Source organism: Bordetella genomosp. 11 (assembly GCF_002261215.1).
GTDB lineage: Bacteria > Pseudomonadota > Gammaproteobacteria > Burkholderiales > Burkholderiaceae_B > Bordetella_C.
The window spans coordinates 1,190,859-1,206,508 of sequence record NZ_NEVS01000001.1; the positions used below are offsets into that span (position 1 = coordinate 1,190,859).

Sequence of the window (15,650 nt, forward strand, 5' to 3'; positions counted from 1 at the left end):
GCAGGGGCTCAGGCAGCGGCCCGCGCCAGCGGGCTTTCGAAGTGGCGTGCGGCATAGCGCAGCCGTCCGCCCACGATGGCGGCGCAGACGCGCGGGACCTCGGGCACGCTGTCGTCCACCACGATGGCATCGGCGATCATGCCGGTGTCCAGCTGGCCGCGGTCGCGCAGCCCGGCGGCTCGCGCCGGGTTGCGCGAGACCAGGGCCCAGGCGTGCTCCAGCGGCAGGATGCCGCGGCTGGCGAGTTTCATTACGGCCGTCAGCGGGGCGGGATAGTAGTAGTCGGAAGCCAGCACGTCGCACAGGCCCGCGCGGATCATCGCGGTAGCGTCGGGCGCATTGGTGTGGCTGCCGCCGCGCACCACATTGGGCGCCCCGAAAACGATGGCGTCGCCCAGCGAACGGGCCACCTGGGCCGCCTCGATGGTTAGCGGGAATTCCGCCACCCCGCAGCCGAGCTGATGATAGTAGCGGCGGGTGGCCGGATCGCGGTCGTCGTGCGATGCGACCTCCAGGCCGGCTTCGCGCGCGCAATCGGTCAGTTCGCGCATGGCGCCGGCGACCGCATCGGCCGATCGCATGGCCGCGCGGATGCGGTCCTGGAAGGTGTCCAGGTCGCATTCGGCGCGCTCCGCGTACTGCAGCAGCTTGCGGTCGTCGCCCAAACGCTTGGTCATGCTGGGAAGGTGGTCGTTCAATGCCAGGAAACGCACTTTGCCGGCGCGGATCCAGGACTGCGCGATTTCCACGCCGCTGACGTGATGGGTCTCGAAGCGCAGGTGTACGTAATGGCGCGCCCCCAGCAGGCGCTGCATGCGCTCCAGGGCGTCGAACATGCGCATGGCGTAGGGTTCGCCGCGCAAGCCGCCTTCCCAGGACAGGGTCAGCCCGTGGAATTCCGTGGTGATGCCGTTGGCCAGCAGTTGCCGATCGACGTCCAGCAGGGCGCCGTCGTAAGGGAAGGTCACTCCCGGACGCGGCATGATCGCGCGTTCGAAAGCGTCGCCATGCAGGTCGACGATGCCGGGCAGCACCAGCAGGTCTCCCGCGTCGAAATCGGCCGGCGCGGGTCCGGAACCGTTATGGGTGTCGGCGATACGGTCCTGCTCGAAGGACAGGCGGGCGGGGCCGAGCCCCTGGGCGGTCAGTACGCGGCGGCCGCCGATGCCGCGCAGGAAATGGGAAGGCGAATTGTCTGGATGCATGGAGTCCACCTGTAGAACCTTCTAGAGTAGCGATCTTCGATGACGAACAGATGTCTAGATGTCTTTCCGCGCGCGGGATGGCGCGCAGCGGGATGCCTTCCGGCGTCTGCGGACCCTAGTCGTCGTTGACCATCAATTGCACCCAGTCGCCGGAAAAGCAGGTGATGCTGTACTGCAGCGGCGCTTTGTCCTGGTCGATGTTCAGGGCTTCCACTTTCAGGATGGGGCGGGTCTTGGGCTGTGCCAGCAGGCGTGCCACCTCTTCGCTGGGCAGCGTGGCGGTGATGCGCGACCACTTGCGCGTGTAGTCCGAGATGCCGAACTGGCGATAGGTCTTGGAAATGGAGCGCGTGGCGTCGAGTTTGTCGACGAATCCGGGAAAGCGCTTTTCTTCGAAGTAATGCTCCGCCACGCTTATCGTGCGGTTTTCCGTCTTGCCGATCAGTTGCACGCGCAGCAGCGAGGCATTGCGCGACAGGCCCAGATGATGGGCGATTTCCGCGGACTTCAGCGTTTCGCTGTGCACCACCTGAGCGTGGCCCAGCACGCCCTGGCTACCCAGGTTCTCGGAAAAGCGCGTGCGCTTGCCGATGGCGTAGTCGATCGCGTGTTCCTGCACGAAGGTGCCGCGTCCCTGCTCGATGCGGACCAGGCCGCCCTGTTCGAGTTCGCCCATCGCCCGCCGTATCGTGTGGCGGTTGACGGAGAACTTTTCGGCCAGTTCCGGTTCCGGCGGCAGCTGTTCGCCGGGCGCGTAGCGCTTGTTGCGTATGTCCGTCGCCAGGGCCTCGCCAATCTGGCGCCAGATGGCGATGCCCGATCCTCGTTCCACCATGATGTTCTTCCGTTACGCAAGCGTGGTCATAAAAAATTCACCGACAACGTGGTTCACTGCGGTTGAACTTTACCTCGTGACGGATCATACTACATCTACTCGTATAGACGTTTAGAGGTAACCATGACTCCCGAAACCGGCGAACAGCCGCACGCGCCGCGCGCTGCCTGGATGCGCGTGATGGCGCTGGCCGAACCGGACGCCCTGGCGCTCGCCTATGCGGCGCTGGGGACACTGCCCGTCTACCGCAAGCTGCGCGCGCCGGAAACCGGCATGGCAATGGTGCGTGCCCGCGCGGGCGGCACCGGCGCGCAGTTCAATCTTGGCGAGATATCCGTGACGCGCTGCGCCGTGGCGTTCGACGATGGCATCGTCGGTACCGCCTACGTGCGCGGCCGCGCCGCCCGCCACGCGGAGCAGGCCGCCGTGCTGGACGGGCTGTTGCAGATGGACGAATGGCACGAGCGCGTGCGCAAGAGCGTGATAGAGCCGCTGGCCCGATCGCATGCGGACAACGCCGCCGCGCGCGCCGCGGTCGCGGCGCAGACGCGCGTCGACTTCTTTACCCTGGTGCGGGGGGATAACTGATGGCCACCACTCATACGGCGAGCACCGCGGCACGCGGCGCGGCCACCTTGCTGCCCGGCTTCGACGACCCGGTGGCGGGTGCCCAGGAGACCTTCCGCGCGGCGCTGCAGGCATTGGCGCATCCGGGGCGGATCCAGGAACTGGAAACGTCCTGCGGCGTGCCTTCCGGCCTGTCGCCGGCGATGGCGGCGATGCTGCTGGCACTGGCCGATGTCGATGCGCCGGTCTGGCTGCCGGCCGGCGTGGACGAAAGCGTGCGCGGTTTCCTGCGCTTCCATTGCGCCTGCCCGCTGGTGGACGATCCGGCGCAAGCCCGATTCATCGCCGTGCCCGCCGGGCACGTGGCCCCGTCGCTGGACAGTTGCGATCCCGGCGATGCCGCCTATCCCGATCGATCGGCCACCTTGCTGATCGAAGTCGGCGCCTTCGGGGCAGGGGTGGCGCTGGCGCTTTCCGGCCCGGGCATTCCCGGCACGCGCGCCCTGGCGGTGGCGGGCCTGCCCGCGGACTTCCGCGAACAATGGGCATCGAATCACGCGCTGTTTCCGTTGGGCGTGGATGTCTTTCTGACGCAAGGCAGGCAGATCTGCGGTCTGCCGCGCACCACCCGGATGGAGAACTGATATGTACGTTGCTGTGAAGGGCGGCGAACGCGCCATCCTGAATTCCTACCGCATGCTGGACGGTTATCGGCGTGGCGATCCCGCGGTCCCGGCGCTGACGCTGGCGCAGATCCGCGAACAAATGCCGCTGGCGGTGTCGCGCGTCATGGCGGAAGGCTCGCTGTACGATCCGCACCTGGCCGCGCTGGCGCTCAAGCAGGCGGCCGGCGATGCGATCGAAGCGGTATTCCTGCTGCGCGCGTACCGCACCACGCTGCCGCGCTTCGGCTATACGCAGCCGCTGGACACGGCATGCATGGGGCTGCAGCGCCGCATATCGGCCACCTTCAAGGACGTGCCGGGCGGGCAGGTGCTGGGGCCCACCTACGACTACACGCAGCGCCTGCTGGACTTCAGCCTGGAGGACGATGCCCCGGTGGCGCCGCTGCCGCCGGCCGAGGTTCCGCTCGATCCGGCCATGCCGCGCGTCACGGACCTGTTGCGGCACGAATCGCTGGTGGAAGACGAAGCCATTCCGCCGGGCGACCCGGCGCCTTTCGACCTGACGCGCCAGCCGATGACCTTTCCGGCCTCGCGTCCGGCGCGGCTGCAGAACCTGGCACGCGCCGACGAGGGCTATCTGCTCTCCATGGGCTATTCGACGCAGCGCGGCTATGGCAATACGCATCCTTTCGCCGCCGAGATCCGCTATGGATCGGTCGAAGTCGAGATGTTCGTCGAAGAGTTGGGTTTCGCGGTCACGCTGGGCGAAATCGATGTCACCGAGTGCCAGATGGTAAGCCAGTTCGCCGGCAACCCGCAGGAAGGCCCGCGCTTCACGCGCGGCTACGGGCTGGTCTTCGGCTACGGCGAACGCAAGGCCATGTCCATGGCGCTGGTCGACCGGGCCCTGCGCGCGGCGGAACTCGGCGAAGCCGCCGATTCCCCCGCCAACGACCACGAGTTCGTGCTGTATCACAGCGATAACGTCGAGGCCTCCGGCTTCGTCCAGCATTTGAAGTTGCCGCACTACGTGGATTTCCAGGCCAACCTGGAACTGGTGCGCCGGATGCGTGCCGAAAGCGCCGCGCAGGCCGGCGCGGATACGCAGGGCGGCGTCGCCGCGCACAACGAACGGCAGGCCACCCGGGCCGCCGCCGCATCCCCTCTGGACGAGGCCATCGCATCATGACCGTCAGTTCCGTACCCGCTTCCGCCGGCGCCGCCCAGGCCGGCGTCGCGCGCGATCCGCATTACAACTTCGCCTACCTGGACGAATCGACCAAGCGCATGCTGCGCCGCGCGCTGCTGAAGGCCGTGGCGATCCCCGGCTACCAGGTGCCCTTCGGCAGCCGCGAAATGCCGCTGCCCTATGGCTGGGGCACCGGCGGCATCCAGGTGACGGCCGCCATTATCGGCGCCGGCGATACCTTGAAAGTGATAGACCAGGGATCGGACGACACCACCAACGCGATCAATATCCGCCGCTTCTTCGCCCGCGTGACCGGCGTGAAAACGACCGAATCGACGCGCGACGCGACCATCGTGCAAACCCGCCATCGGGTGCCGGAAACGCCGTTGCGCGAAGGGCAGATCATGGTGTTCCAGGTGCCGATACCGGAACCGCTGCGTTGGCTGGAGCCCAGCGAAACCGAAACGCGCACCATGCATGCGCTGGCCGAATACGGCGGCATGCACGTCAAGCTGTACGAGGACATCGCGCAGCATGGCCATATCGCCACCACGTACGACTACCCGGTCGTGGTCAACGACCGCTACATGATGCGGCCTTCTCCCATCCCTAAATTCGATAACCCCAAGCTGGACGGCAACCCCGCGCTGATGCTGTTCGGCGCCGGCCGCGAAAAGCGCGTCTACGCCGTGCCGCCGTATACCCGCGTGCGCAGCCTGGACTTCGAGGACCATCCCTTTACCGTGGAGAAATGGCAGGACTGCTGCGCGCTGTGCGGATCGCGCGACAGCTACCTGGACGAGATCATCCTGGACGACCAGGGCAACCGCCACTTCGTCTGTTCCGATACCGAATACTGCGCGGACCGCCAGGCCGCCGGACACCGCGGCCCGGACGCCGGGGAGAACGCAGCATGATGGCACCCACGCCTTTGCTATCCGTGCGCGGCATGACGCACACCTGGGACGGCATCCACGGCTGCCGCGATATCGATTTCGACCTGTACGCCGGAGAGGTGCTGTGCGTGGTCGGCGAATCCGGCTCCGGCAAGACCACGCTGCTGCAGGCGGTGTCGTGCCAGGTCGCGCCGCAGTCCGGCAGCGTGTCCTACGACCTGCGCGAGGAAGGGCTGACCGATCTGGCCACGCTATCCCAGTCCCGGCTGCGCCTGCTGGCGCGCACCGACTGGGGGTTCGTGCGGCAGAATCCGCGCGACGGCCTGCGCATGCAGGTCAGTGCCGGCGCCAATATCGCCGAGCGCCTGATGGCCGTTGGCCAGCGGCATTATGGCGGCCTGCGTGAAGTCGCGGGCAACTGGCTGCACAAGATGGAAATCGATGTGGGCCGCCTGGACGACAGGCCGGCGTCGTTTTCCGGCGGCATGCAACAGCGCCTGCAGATCGCCCGCAACCTGGTGACGCACCCGCGCATGGTGTTCATGGACGAACCGACCGCATCGCTGGACGTCTCGGTGCAGGCCCGCCTGCTGGACCTGCTGCGCCAGCTGGTAGCCGACTTGGGGCTGGCCGCCATCGTGGTCACCCACGATCTTGCCGTGGCGCGCCTGCTGGCGCATCGCACGCTGGTAATGCGCGGCGGCCATGTCGTGGAAAGCGGCTTGACCGACCAGATCCTGGACGACCCGCAGCATCCGTATACCCAATTGCTGGTTTCTTCGATTCTCCAGTCGTAGAGGAAGCCCATCCCCGAAGCGCTGCGCGCTTCCCCCCTCGAAGGGAGCGACGCTGGCGGAACGGCAAAGCCGGCTCCGGCGGCGTCCCCGATCAACACCATACCGGTTTCCCGCGTCGTGGGGCGCGCGAAGCACGGCGGAGTAATTGAGATGATGCAACGACACATGATGATGGAAGCGCGCGGGCTGTCCAAGCTCTTCACGCTGCACAACCAGGGCGGCATTACGCTGCCCGTGCTGCGCGACGTGTCCTTCGATGCGGCGCGCGGCGAATGCCTGGTGCTCTCCGGCCCGTCGGGTACCGGCAAAAGCACGCTGCTGCGCTGCCTGTACGGCAATTACCTGGCCACCTCCGGCAGCATACGGGTGCGCGACGGCGACGATTGGACAGAGCTGACCCGGGCGCCCGAACAACGCATCCTGCAGCTGCGGCGCGACGTGATCGGCTACGTCAGCCAGTTCCTGCGCGCCATCCCGCGTGTCGCCACGCTGGACGTGGTCGCGGATCCGCTGCGCCAGCGTGGCGTCGCCGCCGACCAGGCGCGCGCGCGTGCCGCCGGGCTGCTGGAACGCCTGCGGCTGCCCCGCCGCTTGTGGGACCTGCCGCCCGCCACGTTTTCCGGCGGGGAGCAGCAACGTGTGAATATCGCGCGCGGATTTATCGGCGGGCATCCGCTGTTGCTGCTGGACGAGCCGACGGCTTCGCTGGACGCGGGAAATCGGGAAGTCGTCGTTTCGCTGATCCGCGATGCCGTGGCCGAAGGCCGCTGCGTGATAGGCATTTTCCATGACGATGCGGTGCGCGATGCCGTGGCGACGCGCGTCCTGGCACTGGAACCGGCCTCCGCGGCCCTGCAGGAGTAACCATGGCGACCACACTGCTGACCCATGCCCGCATCGTGCTGGCCGACGATGTCCTGGACAATGCGTCGCTGCTGATCGAGGACGACCGCATTGCCGCCGTGGACCCCGTGAATCCGCGAGCCGACCGCGTGGTCGAACTGCGCGGGCAAACACTGATGCCGGGCCTGATCGACCTGCATTGCGATGCCATCGAAAAAGAGGCGGAGCCGCGCGCCCGCGTGCTGTTCCCGCTGGAATTCGCGGTGGCGCAGGTCGACCGCCGCAATGCCGCGGCCGGCATCACCACGCCGTACCATGCGGTGTCCTTCGCCAACCGCGAATGGGGCGTGCGCAACAACGACACGGCGGCCCAGGTCATCCGCATGCTGCACGCCTTCAAGCCCCACAGCCTGGTGGACAACCGGGTGCATTGCCGCTACGAGGTCACCGACCCGTTCGCGGTGCCCGTCCTGACCGCGTTGATGGACGAAGGCATGGTCAATCTGCTGTCGGTGATGGATCATTCGCCCGGCCAGGGACAATTCAAGACGCTGGATGCCTATCTGGAATACATGATGGGCAATCACGGGATGAGCCGCGAACAGGCCGAGGAAGCGGCGCGCGCCAAGGCCGAGGCCCAGGAGGGCGCGGTGGGCCGCGTCGAGCACCTGCTGGAGCGGGCGCGCCGTCACGGCATCCCCACCGCCAGCCACGACGACGACTCCGTCCACCGCATCGCGGCGATGCGCGCGCTGGGCGTGGCGATGAGCGAATTCCCCATCACCCTGGATACCGCCAAGGCGGCCGTTTCCTGCGGGCTGCCCACCATCCTGGGAGCGCCCAACGTGCTGCGCGGCCAGAGCCAGAGCGGTTCCATGCGCGCCATCGACGCGATCCGCGCGGGTGTCGCCAGCTGCCTGTGTTCGGACTACCAGCCCTCTACGTTGATCGCCGCTGCCTTCGTCGCCGCGCGCCAGGCGTCGCTGCCGCTGCCCCAGGCCGTGGCGCTGGTATCGGGCAACCCGGCCAAGGCCGCGGGGCTGCACGACCGCGGACGCATCCAGGCCGGCCTGCGCGCGGACCTGACGGCCGTCGCGACCGTGAACGGACAGCCGCTGGTCAGCCATACCTGGAGCGCCGGGCGGCTGGTGTTTTCCGCCAGCTATCCCGCCCTCCCGGATCCGGCCGTACCGCGGCATGCCGAACGCGTCGAGGCACCAGCGTAAGCGCGCGCGGAGCGCGTGCTCGAAGGTCCCGGCAACGCTTCCCGGCGGAACACGGGCCGCGATGCGTCCGGAACGATCCCGCGCAAGCGCCACATAAGGCGTTTTGCGGGAGATGCCCATGTACGCGTGCGCGACCGGCGCAGCCGGTTTTCGACCTGAGTTTTTCCTACCTTACCGGCAAGAGGATGTTTCGGCGCAGGGCACGCAGGCCGTGCCCTGCGCCGGCATCAGCTATAGCCGCGAGCAGCATGGCTCGAACAGGGCCTTCTGCGCCGGCCCGCTTTTCGAGCGGTACCGCGATGAAATGCGCGTTTTGCTGGATACCCTGGCCGAATTCGCGGCGCAGGGCAAGTCGCTGGAGCAGGCACGAAAGATCGCCGATGGCTACAACTGCCTGTTTCGCCGGCGCTTCAATGCACCGTACCAGGAGTGCTACGCCGAATTGATCGATGGCTCGGGCAAGCGGGCATTGGAAAGCATAGATGCGCTGCTGCGCGATGGCGCCATCCCGCTGCACATCAGGATAAGCGCGGCGGTGAACCTCTCCGGAAGCCTGGACGTGTGCGAAGGCGGCACGCTGTCCAACCTGATCGCCACGCAGCGCGGGCTGCTGATGTCGGCGGGCGGCATTAAGGCCCGGTTCTGGAAGATGAAGGAAGACTGCACGCGCGGTGTACTGCAGGAAGCGGTACACGAGAAATTCGGGCGGCGCAAAGGCTATACCGACTATGAAATCCACTACGTCAACGCCGCCTGGAATGCGCTGGCCGCCGAGATCGGCCTGGAGCCCGTCTCCGATCCACGCGCCCCGGCGCTGCGCGCCGAGGACCCGGCCTTTGTCGATGCCTGCCGGACCCTGGTCCTGGAGTCCATCACGCCCGACAACCTGGCCAGCCTGCTCGCCGACCAATGCCTGTCCGCCTTCAGGAACGCCGCGCCGCCGGAACTGCGGCACGCGCAGCACGGCCAGGGCATTCCGGCGTGGTTCGAAGCCGCGCTGGACGATATCCTGCTGGACCTGGGCCTGGGCGCCGAGCGCCTGACCTTGCACGCTTTCGTGCAACTGGACGAGTTCGGCGAACGCTACAGGCTGCGGACCGACGCCACGCTCATCGCCGTCGCGCTGCTCGACGCCATCCACGCCGAGGGACTGATGGACGACATCCCGGTCCAGCGGGCGGAATGGCATGACGAGCGTGGCCAGCGCGCCGTGGCGCTCTCCTATGGCAAGCTCGCCTGGCAGACATCGGAGGCAGAGACAGCTATGGCACGCTGGAAGAGTCCGGATCCCCTGACGATCGCCGATCTGCGCAGGTGGCGGCAGGCGCGCCGGCCGGACGCAGCCGACGTTTCTCCGGTCGAGGTACGGGCCGCCATCCGCGCCGACGATCCCCGGGAGCTTGTCGATACCCCGGCCGAATGCCTGACCGATACCGATACCCTGCTGCTCCTGCTGGTGCGCCTGGGCAATGACGAGGCGTGCCGATATCTGAATCGCAATATCGGCCATTTTCGCGATCATTTCCCGGTCGGCGAGCGGGCCGCGCTGATCGACGGCGTGATGCACATGGGCAATGCGGGCTTCGTGCTGGCGTCCTGCTGGTACACCGATATGTATGCGCTGCTGAGCGAGGTTTCCCGGCCGGGCGGAGCGACCCGCTTGCAGCGCTGGATGGCCCAGCGCAACGCGGCAGCCATCGATGCGGCGCGCCTGCTCGCGGAGCAAGGGTGGGGCGGCGCCGCGCCCACGCAGCGGAAAAGCCAGCAGCTCTACCGCCTGCTGTGCGGCAACCACGATACGCCGATGCTGTACGACGCCATGGTGGCGGACAACGTGGCGGGTATCGGCGCATGGCATCGCCTGCTGTGCTCCCCGGCCGTGTTGCCCGCTGTCGGCGCGGTATTGCACGACCTGTTGATCGCCGACTGCAAGGGCAGCACTCCAGCCCTGGTCGCCGCCATGCATCGCGACCGTGCCGGAGCGGTCGAGGCGTATCGCGCCATGCTGACCGATCCGGTCCTCCTGCCAAAGATCCGTCGCAGGCTGCTCTGCCTGCTGGCGGGCACCGGTACGCGTTTCGGCCGTACGCTGCAGGTCGGGAGCCCGCTGATCTACGCCATGGACGGCGGTAGCGCGGCCGCCATCCTGGCCTACGGCAGCATGCTGCTCGATCCCGCCCTCTTCCCGGAAATCCGGGAGGATATGCCCACGCTGCTCGGGATTCGCACCGCAAGCGAGCGCCCAGGTGCCCGCAAATATTATCAATCCGTCCTATGGTGGGCGATGAGCAAGGGGCAGGCCGGGGCCCTCGACGCGTACCGCCGCGTCCTGGTTCAGCCGGCCATCCTGGAATGCATGAAGGACAGCCTTCCCGCCCTGGTGACCGGCAAGGATCCCCTGGGCCAGGTCACGGCATTGCATAGCGCATTGGAGCAGGGCCATGCGGCCGCCATCGACGCATACCATGCCTTCGTCGCCGATCCCGCCTTGTTGCCGTTCATCCGGCATGTACTGCCCAAAGCGCTGCTGGCGCAAGGCTCGTGGGGAGCGCCGGGCCTGGCGTTGGCCATGCAGAAGGGGCACGCGCAAGCCGTGGCGTCCTACCACGCGATGCTGGTCGATGAGGCGCTTCTGCCCGTCATCGCACGCAGCCTGCCAGGACTGCTGCAGGCCAGGTCCGTGGGCGAGCCCGCGGGGGTTGCCAAGGCAGTGGCCGCGGGGCATACCCGCGTGGTCGCGGCATTCCATGCCCTGGTGGTCGATCCGAAGATCCTGTCGGCGATCGCGCATGTCTTGCCGGAGCTGCTGGTCGCCAAGGACATATCCGGCGCGGCGGGACTGCCGGCCGCGGGGCAGGAGGGATATGCGGACACGGTCGCCGCCTATCGCGCCATCCTGCTCGATGGCAGGATCGGGCCATGCATAGAAGACCGCATCCGGAGGCGCCTGGCGCGCGCCGCGGCTTCGGGTGCCATGCGGAGCATGGCCGCCATGTCCAAGCCGGCGGCGCCGGCGCATGCCTCGCTCGCGTGGGAGGCCGAGGTGGACCAATGGCTGCGCTTGCACATCGAGCGGCACATGTCACGGCCCGGATTCGTCGCCCGGATGGCCTTGCGCATCCAGCGGTGGGCGGCCGCCTGACCCGCGCGGCGCCTTGCCAGGCCCCGGCGCGCGCAGTCTCGCTTCAGCGGCAGGCGGGGGCGCGGGCGGGGCGGGGAACCGCGATCGGGCGGGCTTACGCCGCCGTGATGACGATGGCGACGCGGCGGTTTTCCGCGCGGCCCGCGGCAGTCCCGTTGTCGGCGATGGGGCGGCTCGCGCCCAGGCCGCGCACACCGACATTGGCGGCGGGCATGCCGGCGGCCTGCACGACGTCGGCAACGGCCTGCGCGCGCCGCAGGGACAATTGCTGGTTGTAGTCGGCCGCGCCCACGTTGTCGGTATGTCCATCCAGCCGCATGTGTTCGATTCCGACGCGCAGCAGATTACCGGTCAGGCGCTGGATATTGTCGCGGGCCTCGGGCTTGACGACATAGGCGTCGAAGTCGAACAACACCTTGTCGGACAATCCCAGTTCCCAGCCCTCGTCGGTCTGCTTGAAGCCTTCCTGCTTCAGCACCGCGATCTGCGCCGGCGTCAGCCCCTGCGGCACGGTCTGGCAGCCGGCCAGCAGCAGCGCCGCGCAGGTCAGCCACAGGATCCGGCGCAGATACGCGGCAGCGCGGGTGTGAAACCGGCCGAGAGCGGATGGATGGATTGCGGACACGGACGAACTCCTCTAGTTGTAGGCGTTATAGATTTCGCGCGCGGAACGTCCGCGGCGACCCGCCGTCGATTGCGTGCCGCCACCCCGGCGCTTGGCGTGATACATCGCGCTGTCGGCGACATCGAACAGATCTGCGGCGTTGTCGGCATGGTCCGGAAAGACCGCGATGCCGATGCTCAGAGAGCAAACGATGTCCTCGCCGTTGGGCAGGCGGATCGGCGCGCGCATGCCCAACAGGATGTCGTCGGCGATGCGCTGCGCGTCGCTCAGCTCGCGCAGGGGCGAAAGCATGACGGCGAACTCGTCTCCGCCCAGGCGGGCGACGACATCGCCTTCGCGCAGCTGGCCCCGCACGCGGGCGGCGATATTGATCAGAACGGCGTCGCCGGCCGCGTGCCCCATGCCGTCATTGATTTCCTTGAAGCGGTCGCTGTCCAGGAACATGATTGCCACGCGCCGGTTAAGCACGGCGGCGTCGTGGATGGCGCGGTCCAGCTGTTCCTCGAAGTGCGCGCGATTGGGCAGGCCTGTCAGGCTGTCGTGCGCGGCCTTGTGCGCCAGCGACGCGTTTTCATGCTGCCACTGCGTCTGCCATGCTTCCAGTTCGTCGAGCAGGGCGTTGAAGTCCTCGCCCAGCGCATGCAGTTCGCGAATGCGGGCTGGCGGCACACGCCGCGCGAAGGCGCGCTCGTTGCGCACGGCATGGGCCACCTCGGCCAGGGTACGCAGCGGCCGCACGATTTCGCGCGAGGCACGCCGCGACAGCCAGCTCGCGACCAGTCCGCTGACGAGGACGCAGCCGACCACCCCGGCCAGGCCTTTCAGCAGGAAATCGAACAGATTGCCGCCGCGGCCGACCAGCAGCAGGCGGCCGATCGTCTGTCCCTGATGCGTGATCGGCAGGAAGACGGGAGGCGGATTGACCATCCTCGCGACCTGCTGCCGTGCCCAGGCGAAGCGCTCGCGCGGCGAGCGATGCCAGTCCGCCAGGATCTCGTTGCGGCTGTCGAATACGGTAGCGGCCGCTACGTCTTCCTTGGCCGCGATAGCGGCCAGCGCTTCCATCGCGGCCTGGCGATCGTGGAATACGGTGGCGGCCTCCACGGTGTAGACGATGGACCGGGCAATGAGCTGCTGGTGATGATCGGTATAGGCCCGTAGCGCCACCAGTCCCATCACGGTGACGACGATGCCGGCCATGCCCACCGCGAACAAGGTGACGGTCAGGTACAGCCGGCGCAGCGCCTGGCCCAGGCTGGGGCGGTTTGATTCGGAGCGCGCGTTCTTCATGGTGGTGGCCTGCGACGCGAAAGCTGCAGCACGGCGGGGTGTATGCGAACACCGCTGCGTGCGACGGAATCGAGGTTGACCTGGAAGCCGACCCGGTCGGGCTGGATATCCAGGCAGAACATGCCACCGACGGCGCATTCGGCATCATCTTCGATGATGCTTACCACCGGGCGGCCGACGAGGCGTTGCAATACCTGGCGCTGCGCCTTTTCCGACAGTCCGCCCAGGTACACCGCGTCGCAATCCTGCGCCAGCGAGGGATCGCCGGGCGCGACCGCCCTTGCGACGGCCGCCGGGGTGGACGGCCGCGCCTCGTCATCGAGCAGGCCGGCCGCGTAGGCCGGTTCGCCCGTGACGCAGAGGCGGATGGGCTCGGGCTGCTGGGGCCAGCGCGTGTAACTGAGAATTCCCATGACGACCTGTCCGACTGCGGCGGCGCTCGCGGCACGGCCGTCGGGGGCGGGGATAGGGCTGGCGGACGCCTGGGCGATGGCCAACAGCGCAGGCAACCAGAAGCGCCATGCGTGGCGGCCTATCATGGGAGCGGGGAGGCAAGGTCCGGGGAAGAAGCGGGCAGTGTAGATGAGTTTCGTTAGTTTTTGTGAAGTCCCGTCAGCAAATCGCACAGCCGCGCGGGTGGGGGCTTTTCCGGCCGTCGCTCCAAAAGACATGACGCGTTACCATGGCCTCCGGCCGTTCACTTCCGCTGGAGAACCTTGATGGCGCAGCTCACATTCAGCCAGGACCCCGAAGAACCGGAGCTCTGGGCGGTGGAAAACGTTATGTACGCGGTCGACCGTCCGCCCATTCATGTCATGGTGCAGACGGACGGCGAAATGCCCTCGCGCGAGTGCCAGCAAGCGCTGCTGGCTCTGCTCGACCTACTGAACGACAAGGTGCTGGAGGCGGCCGATCTGCTGCTCGAGCATTATTCGCCCGATGAGTGCGAAAAAATGGGCATGGACCCGGCGCGCCTGCCCCGAAGCGAAACGCCGGAGGCCATGGCCGAAGTCGCCGTGCTGCGCGCGCTGTGGCTGTTCGACGAAAGCTGCGAGGACTTCGAACTGTGGTTCACGGTGCCGTGGGATGACGAGCACACGTACGACGTCGAGTTCGAAGGGGGCGAGGCGGTCGCCTGCACGCTCAACGACTAGGCCGGTGCACGTAGCCGGGCGTGGCGGCCCGGGCGGGCGGGACATCCGTCAGGCGGCGGGATCGGCCGGGGCGGCCGCGTCGGCGGGCGCTTCGTCGCGGGCAACGCGGTCGCGCAGGTATTCCACCGGTACGCCGGGGCCCACCTGGGTCACGCGCTCTCGCCGGATGCGCGGGCTGACGAAGCCCACTTTCTTGGTCGCGGCCCCCTGCAGCAGGACGGAAAGGATCGCCCCTTTGTCCTGTATCCATTGCCCCTTGCCCCGCAGCAGCCTGATGGCGTCTTCGGCGGGCCCCAGCTTGAACGTGGCGCCGCCGATGGTCGTAGTCTTGCGCGCGGCGAAGTCGGCCTCCGTCAGGCTGGTCATGGATACCGCATCCAGATTGTTGCTCATCGTGTCGATGCGGTAGACGAAGTTGATACCCGTGTGCGGATCCTGGACGACGATGAATTTCTCCGAGCCGGAAAAATCGCCGAGCTGTCCGACGACGACGGATTCGACCCACTGGTTGCCGCGTTTTTCCTCGGTGTACAGGAAAATGGTCGGCGGGGCGGATGTTAAGTTCTGCGTCATGGCGTAAAAAAAGGCCCAAACCCGGCCGGGAGCGATCCCCGGCGAACGCGCGGGAGTGTACCCGGGATCGGCCCGGTTGGGATCATCCCGTGACCCCGCCGCCGCGCCGAACCGGGACGGCGCGCTATTGGCCCTGGGCGCGGCGCTGGTTCAGCTGATCGAGGCATTGCCCGACCGCTTCGCGCATTTTTTCCGCCGATGTGGCCTCGCGGTCGGCGTCGTTGCGGCACTGGGTATACAAGCGCACGCTTTCCGGGGTGTCGCGCACGGGGGGCGGCGGCGGCACGGCCGGCGCCTGGGGGGTGACCGTCATGCGCAGGGTGGACGGTGGCGACAGGCTGCCGTCGTGGCCGGGAAACTGCATCTCCTGGGTGGTCTGGGCCGAAGCCGTCGCGGCGGCCGCGCCCATCAGGGCGGAAACGAATGCGAATGTCGCGCGTGATTTCATTGCTGTCCTCGTCGATATGCCGGCACCAGTCCGGCTTTGCAGGGCCGTCGGCCCGGGGGCGTCCGGACGCGATGGGAGCTTAACAGGGCCTGGGACAGGACCGCCCGCGGATGGTTCGACCGGACCGGGCAGGCGTAATGCCCGGAAACAATCGCGCGCTTGGGCTAGTTCCTCCTTCCCAAGAACTTTCCTTTCAGCCCCGTTAAAATCGCCCGGTTCCAGAAATTCACATTA

16 protein-coding genes are annotated in these 15,650 nt (G+C 67.5%); 9 read left to right on the top strand and 7 right to left on the bottom strand.

The window, feature by feature from the left end; all coding sequences use genetic code 11:
* Positions 1 to 8 precede the first annotated feature (8 nt).
* Both CAL28_RS05350 and phnF read right to left on the bottom strand, forming a co-directional pair.
* Positions 9 to 1,205, bottom strand: a complete 1,197-nt coding sequence (locus CAL28_RS05350) for an alpha-D-ribose 1-methylphosphonate 5-triphosphate diphosphatase (RefSeq protein WP_094840311.1) — start codon at positions 1,203 to 1,205, stop codon at positions 9 to 11.
* Positions 1,206 to 1,320: 115 nt separating this feature from the next.
* Positions 1,321 to 2,040: a phosphonate metabolism transcriptional regulator PhnF gene (phnF, locus tag CAL28_RS05355; protein WP_094840312.1), complete on the bottom strand. Its 720-nt coding sequence runs from the start codon at positions 2,038 to 2,040 to the stop codon at positions 1,321 to 1,323.
* A 123-nt stretch (positions 2,041 to 2,163) separates the two neighbouring features.
* On the opposite strand from phnF, the gene phnG reads away from it, so the two are divergent.
* From phnG to CAL28_RS05395, 8 genes are all read left to right on the top strand, one after another.
* A complete protein-coding gene (gene phnG, locus CAL28_RS05360; RefSeq protein ID WP_094840313.1) occupies positions 2,164 to 2,628 on the top strand; it encodes a phosphonate C-P lyase system protein PhnG in 465 nt (154 codons plus the stop codon).
* Positions 2,628 to 3,251, top strand: a complete 624-nt coding sequence (phnH, locus tag CAL28_RS05365) for a phosphonate C-P lyase system protein PhnH (protein ID WP_094840314.1) — start codon at positions 2,628 to 2,630, stop codon at positions 3,249 to 3,251. Before phnG ends, phnH begins: the two co-directional genes overlap by 1 nt.
* A 1-nt stretch (position 3,252) precedes the next feature.
* Entirely contained in the window at positions 3,253 to 4,422 is a 1,170-nt protein-coding gene (locus tag CAL28_RS05370; protein WP_094840315.1) for a carbon-phosphorus lyase complex subunit PhnI, read from the top strand.
* Positions 4,419 to 5,339 carry an alpha-D-ribose 1-methylphosphonate 5-phosphate C-P-lyase PhnJ gene (locus CAL28_RS05375; protein WP_094840316.1) on the top strand — a complete coding sequence of 307 codons (921 nt, stop codon included), beginning with the start codon at positions 4,419 to 4,421 and terminating at the stop codon, positions 5,337 to 5,339. The genes CAL28_RS05370 and CAL28_RS05375 overlap by 4 nt, the downstream gene beginning before the upstream one ends.
* Positions 5,339 to 6,115 (top strand): phosphonate C-P lyase system protein PhnK, encoded by a 777-nt coding sequence (phnK, locus tag CAL28_RS05380; protein WP_094840656.1) that lies wholly within the window; start codon positions 5,339 to 5,341, stop codon positions 6,113 to 6,115. Before CAL28_RS05375 ends, phnK begins: the two co-directional genes overlap by 1 nt.
* A 150-nt stretch (positions 6,116 to 6,265) precedes the next feature.
* Complete coding sequence (phnL, locus tag CAL28_RS05385) at positions 6,266 to 6,979, top strand: phosphonate C-P lyase system protein PhnL (RefSeq protein ID WP_094840317.1); 714 nt, start codon at positions 6,266 to 6,268, stop codon at positions 6,977 to 6,979.
* Between the two features lie 2 nt (positions 6,980 to 6,981).
* Entirely contained in the window at positions 6,982 to 8,184 is a 1,203-nt protein-coding gene (locus CAL28_RS05390; protein ID WP_094840318.1) for an alpha-D-ribose 1-methylphosphonate 5-triphosphate diphosphatase, read from the top strand.
* Positions 8,185 to 8,302: 118 nt separating this feature from the next.
* Complete coding sequence (locus tag CAL28_RS05395; RefSeq protein WP_094840319.1) at positions 8,303 to 11,326, top strand: hypothetical protein; 3,024 nt, start codon at positions 8,303 to 8,305, stop codon at positions 11,324 to 11,326.
* Positions 11,327 to 11,420: 94 nt separating this feature from the next.
* Here CAL28_RS05395 and CAL28_RS05400 read toward each other — a convergent pair whose 3' ends face one another.
* From CAL28_RS05400 to CAL28_RS05410, 3 genes are read right to left on the bottom strand one after another with little or no spacing between them, the layout of a single operon-like run.
* Positions 11,421 to 11,951, bottom strand: coding sequence for an OmpA family protein (locus CAL28_RS05400; protein ID WP_254925993.1), 531 nt, complete (start codon positions 11,949 to 11,951; stop codon positions 11,421 to 11,423).
* A gap of 12 nt (positions 11,952 to 11,963) precedes the next feature.
* The gene (locus CAL28_RS05405; protein ID WP_094840320.1) at positions 11,964 to 13,241 is read right to left on the bottom strand and encodes a diguanylate cyclase domain-containing protein; all 1,278 of its coding nucleotides are present in this window, start codon (positions 13,239 to 13,241) and stop codon (positions 11,964 to 11,966) included.
* Positions 13,238 to 13,654: a YfiR family protein gene (locus tag CAL28_RS05410; protein WP_254925994.1), complete on the bottom strand. Its 417-nt coding sequence runs from the start codon at positions 13,652 to 13,654 to the stop codon at positions 13,238 to 13,240. The genes CAL28_RS05405 and CAL28_RS05410 overlap by 4 nt, the downstream gene beginning before the upstream one ends.
* 306 nt (positions 13,655 to 13,960) lie before the next feature.
* Between CAL28_RS05410 and CAL28_RS05415 the strand changes: the two genes are divergently transcribed.
* Positions 13,961 to 14,395, top strand: a complete 435-nt coding sequence (locus CAL28_RS05415; RefSeq protein ID WP_094840322.1) for a hypothetical protein — start codon at positions 13,961 to 13,963, stop codon at positions 14,393 to 14,395.
* Positions 14,396 to 14,443: 48 nt separating this feature from the next.
* On the opposite strand, the gene CAL28_RS05420 is transcribed toward CAL28_RS05415, so the two are convergent.
* Positions 14,444 to 14,968 (bottom strand): hypothetical protein, encoded by a 525-nt coding sequence (locus CAL28_RS05420; protein ID WP_094840323.1) that lies wholly within the window; start codon positions 14,966 to 14,968, stop codon positions 14,444 to 14,446.
* 124 nt (positions 14,969 to 15,092) lie between these two features.
* The gene (locus CAL28_RS05425) at positions 15,093 to 15,416 is read right to left on the bottom strand and encodes a hypothetical protein (protein ID WP_094840324.1); all 324 of its coding nucleotides are present in this window, start codon (positions 15,414 to 15,416) and stop codon (positions 15,093 to 15,095) included.
* Between the last annotated feature and the right edge of the window lie 234 nt (positions 15,417 to 15,650).

What these genes read in the sequence shown, in the direction of transcription:
- CAL28_RS05425 (WP_094840324.1), bottom strand. Translation starts at nt 15,416, where the DNA reads ATGAAATCACGCGCGACATTCGCATTCGTTTCCGCCCTGATGGGCGCG.
- CAL28_RS05415 (WP_094840322.1), top strand. Translation starts at nt 13,961, where the DNA reads ATGGCGCAGCTCACATTCAGCCAGGACCCCGAAGAACCGGAGCTCTGG.
- CAL28_RS05410 (WP_254925994.1), bottom strand. Translation starts at nt 13,654, where the DNA reads ATGGGAATTCTCAGTTACACGCGCTGGCCCCAGCAGCCCGAGCCCATC.
- CAL28_RS05370 (WP_094840315.1), top strand. Translation starts at nt 3,253, where the DNA reads ATGTACGTTGCTGTGAAGGGCGGCGAACGCGCCATCCTGAATTCCTAC.
- CAL28_RS05375 (WP_094840316.1), top strand. Translation starts at nt 4,419, where the DNA reads ATGACCGTCAGTTCCGTACCCGCTTCCGCCGGCGCCGCCCAGGCCGGC.
- CAL28_RS05420 (WP_094840323.1), bottom strand. Translation starts at nt 14,968, where the DNA reads ATGACGCAGAACTTAACATCCGCCCCGCCGACCATTTTCCTGTACACC.
- phnG (WP_094840313.1), top strand. Translation starts at nt 2,164, where the DNA reads ATGACTCCCGAAACCGGCGAACAGCCGCACGCGCCGCGCGCTGCCTGG.
- phnL (WP_094840317.1), top strand. Translation starts at nt 6,266, where the DNA reads ATGATGCAACGACACATGATGATGGAAGCGCGCGGGCTGTCCAAGCTC.
- CAL28_RS05395 (WP_094840319.1), top strand. Translation starts at nt 8,303, where the DNA reads ATGTACGCGTGCGCGACCGGCGCAGCCGGTTTTCGACCTGAGTTTTTC.
- CAL28_RS05405 (WP_094840320.1), bottom strand. Translation starts at nt 13,241, where the DNA reads ATGAAGAACGCGCGCTCCGAATCAAACCGCCCCAGCCTGGGCCAGGCG.
- CAL28_RS05350 (WP_094840311.1), bottom strand. Translation starts at nt 1,205, where the DNA reads ATGCATCCAGACAATTCGCCTTCCCATTTCCTGCGCGGCATCGGCGGC.
- phnH (WP_094840314.1), top strand. Translation starts at nt 2,628, where the DNA reads ATGGCCACCACTCATACGGCGAGCACCGCGGCACGCGGCGCGGCCACC.
- phnF (WP_094840312.1), bottom strand. Translation starts at nt 2,040, where the DNA reads ATGGTGGAACGAGGATCGGGCATCGCCATCTGGCGCCAGATTGGCGAG.
- phnK (WP_094840656.1), top strand. Translation starts at nt 5,339, where the DNA reads ATGGCACCCACGCCTTTGCTATCCGTGCGCGGCATGACGCACACCTGG.
- CAL28_RS05390 (WP_094840318.1), top strand. Translation starts at nt 6,982, where the DNA reads ATGGCGACCACACTGCTGACCCATGCCCGCATCGTGCTGGCCGACGAT.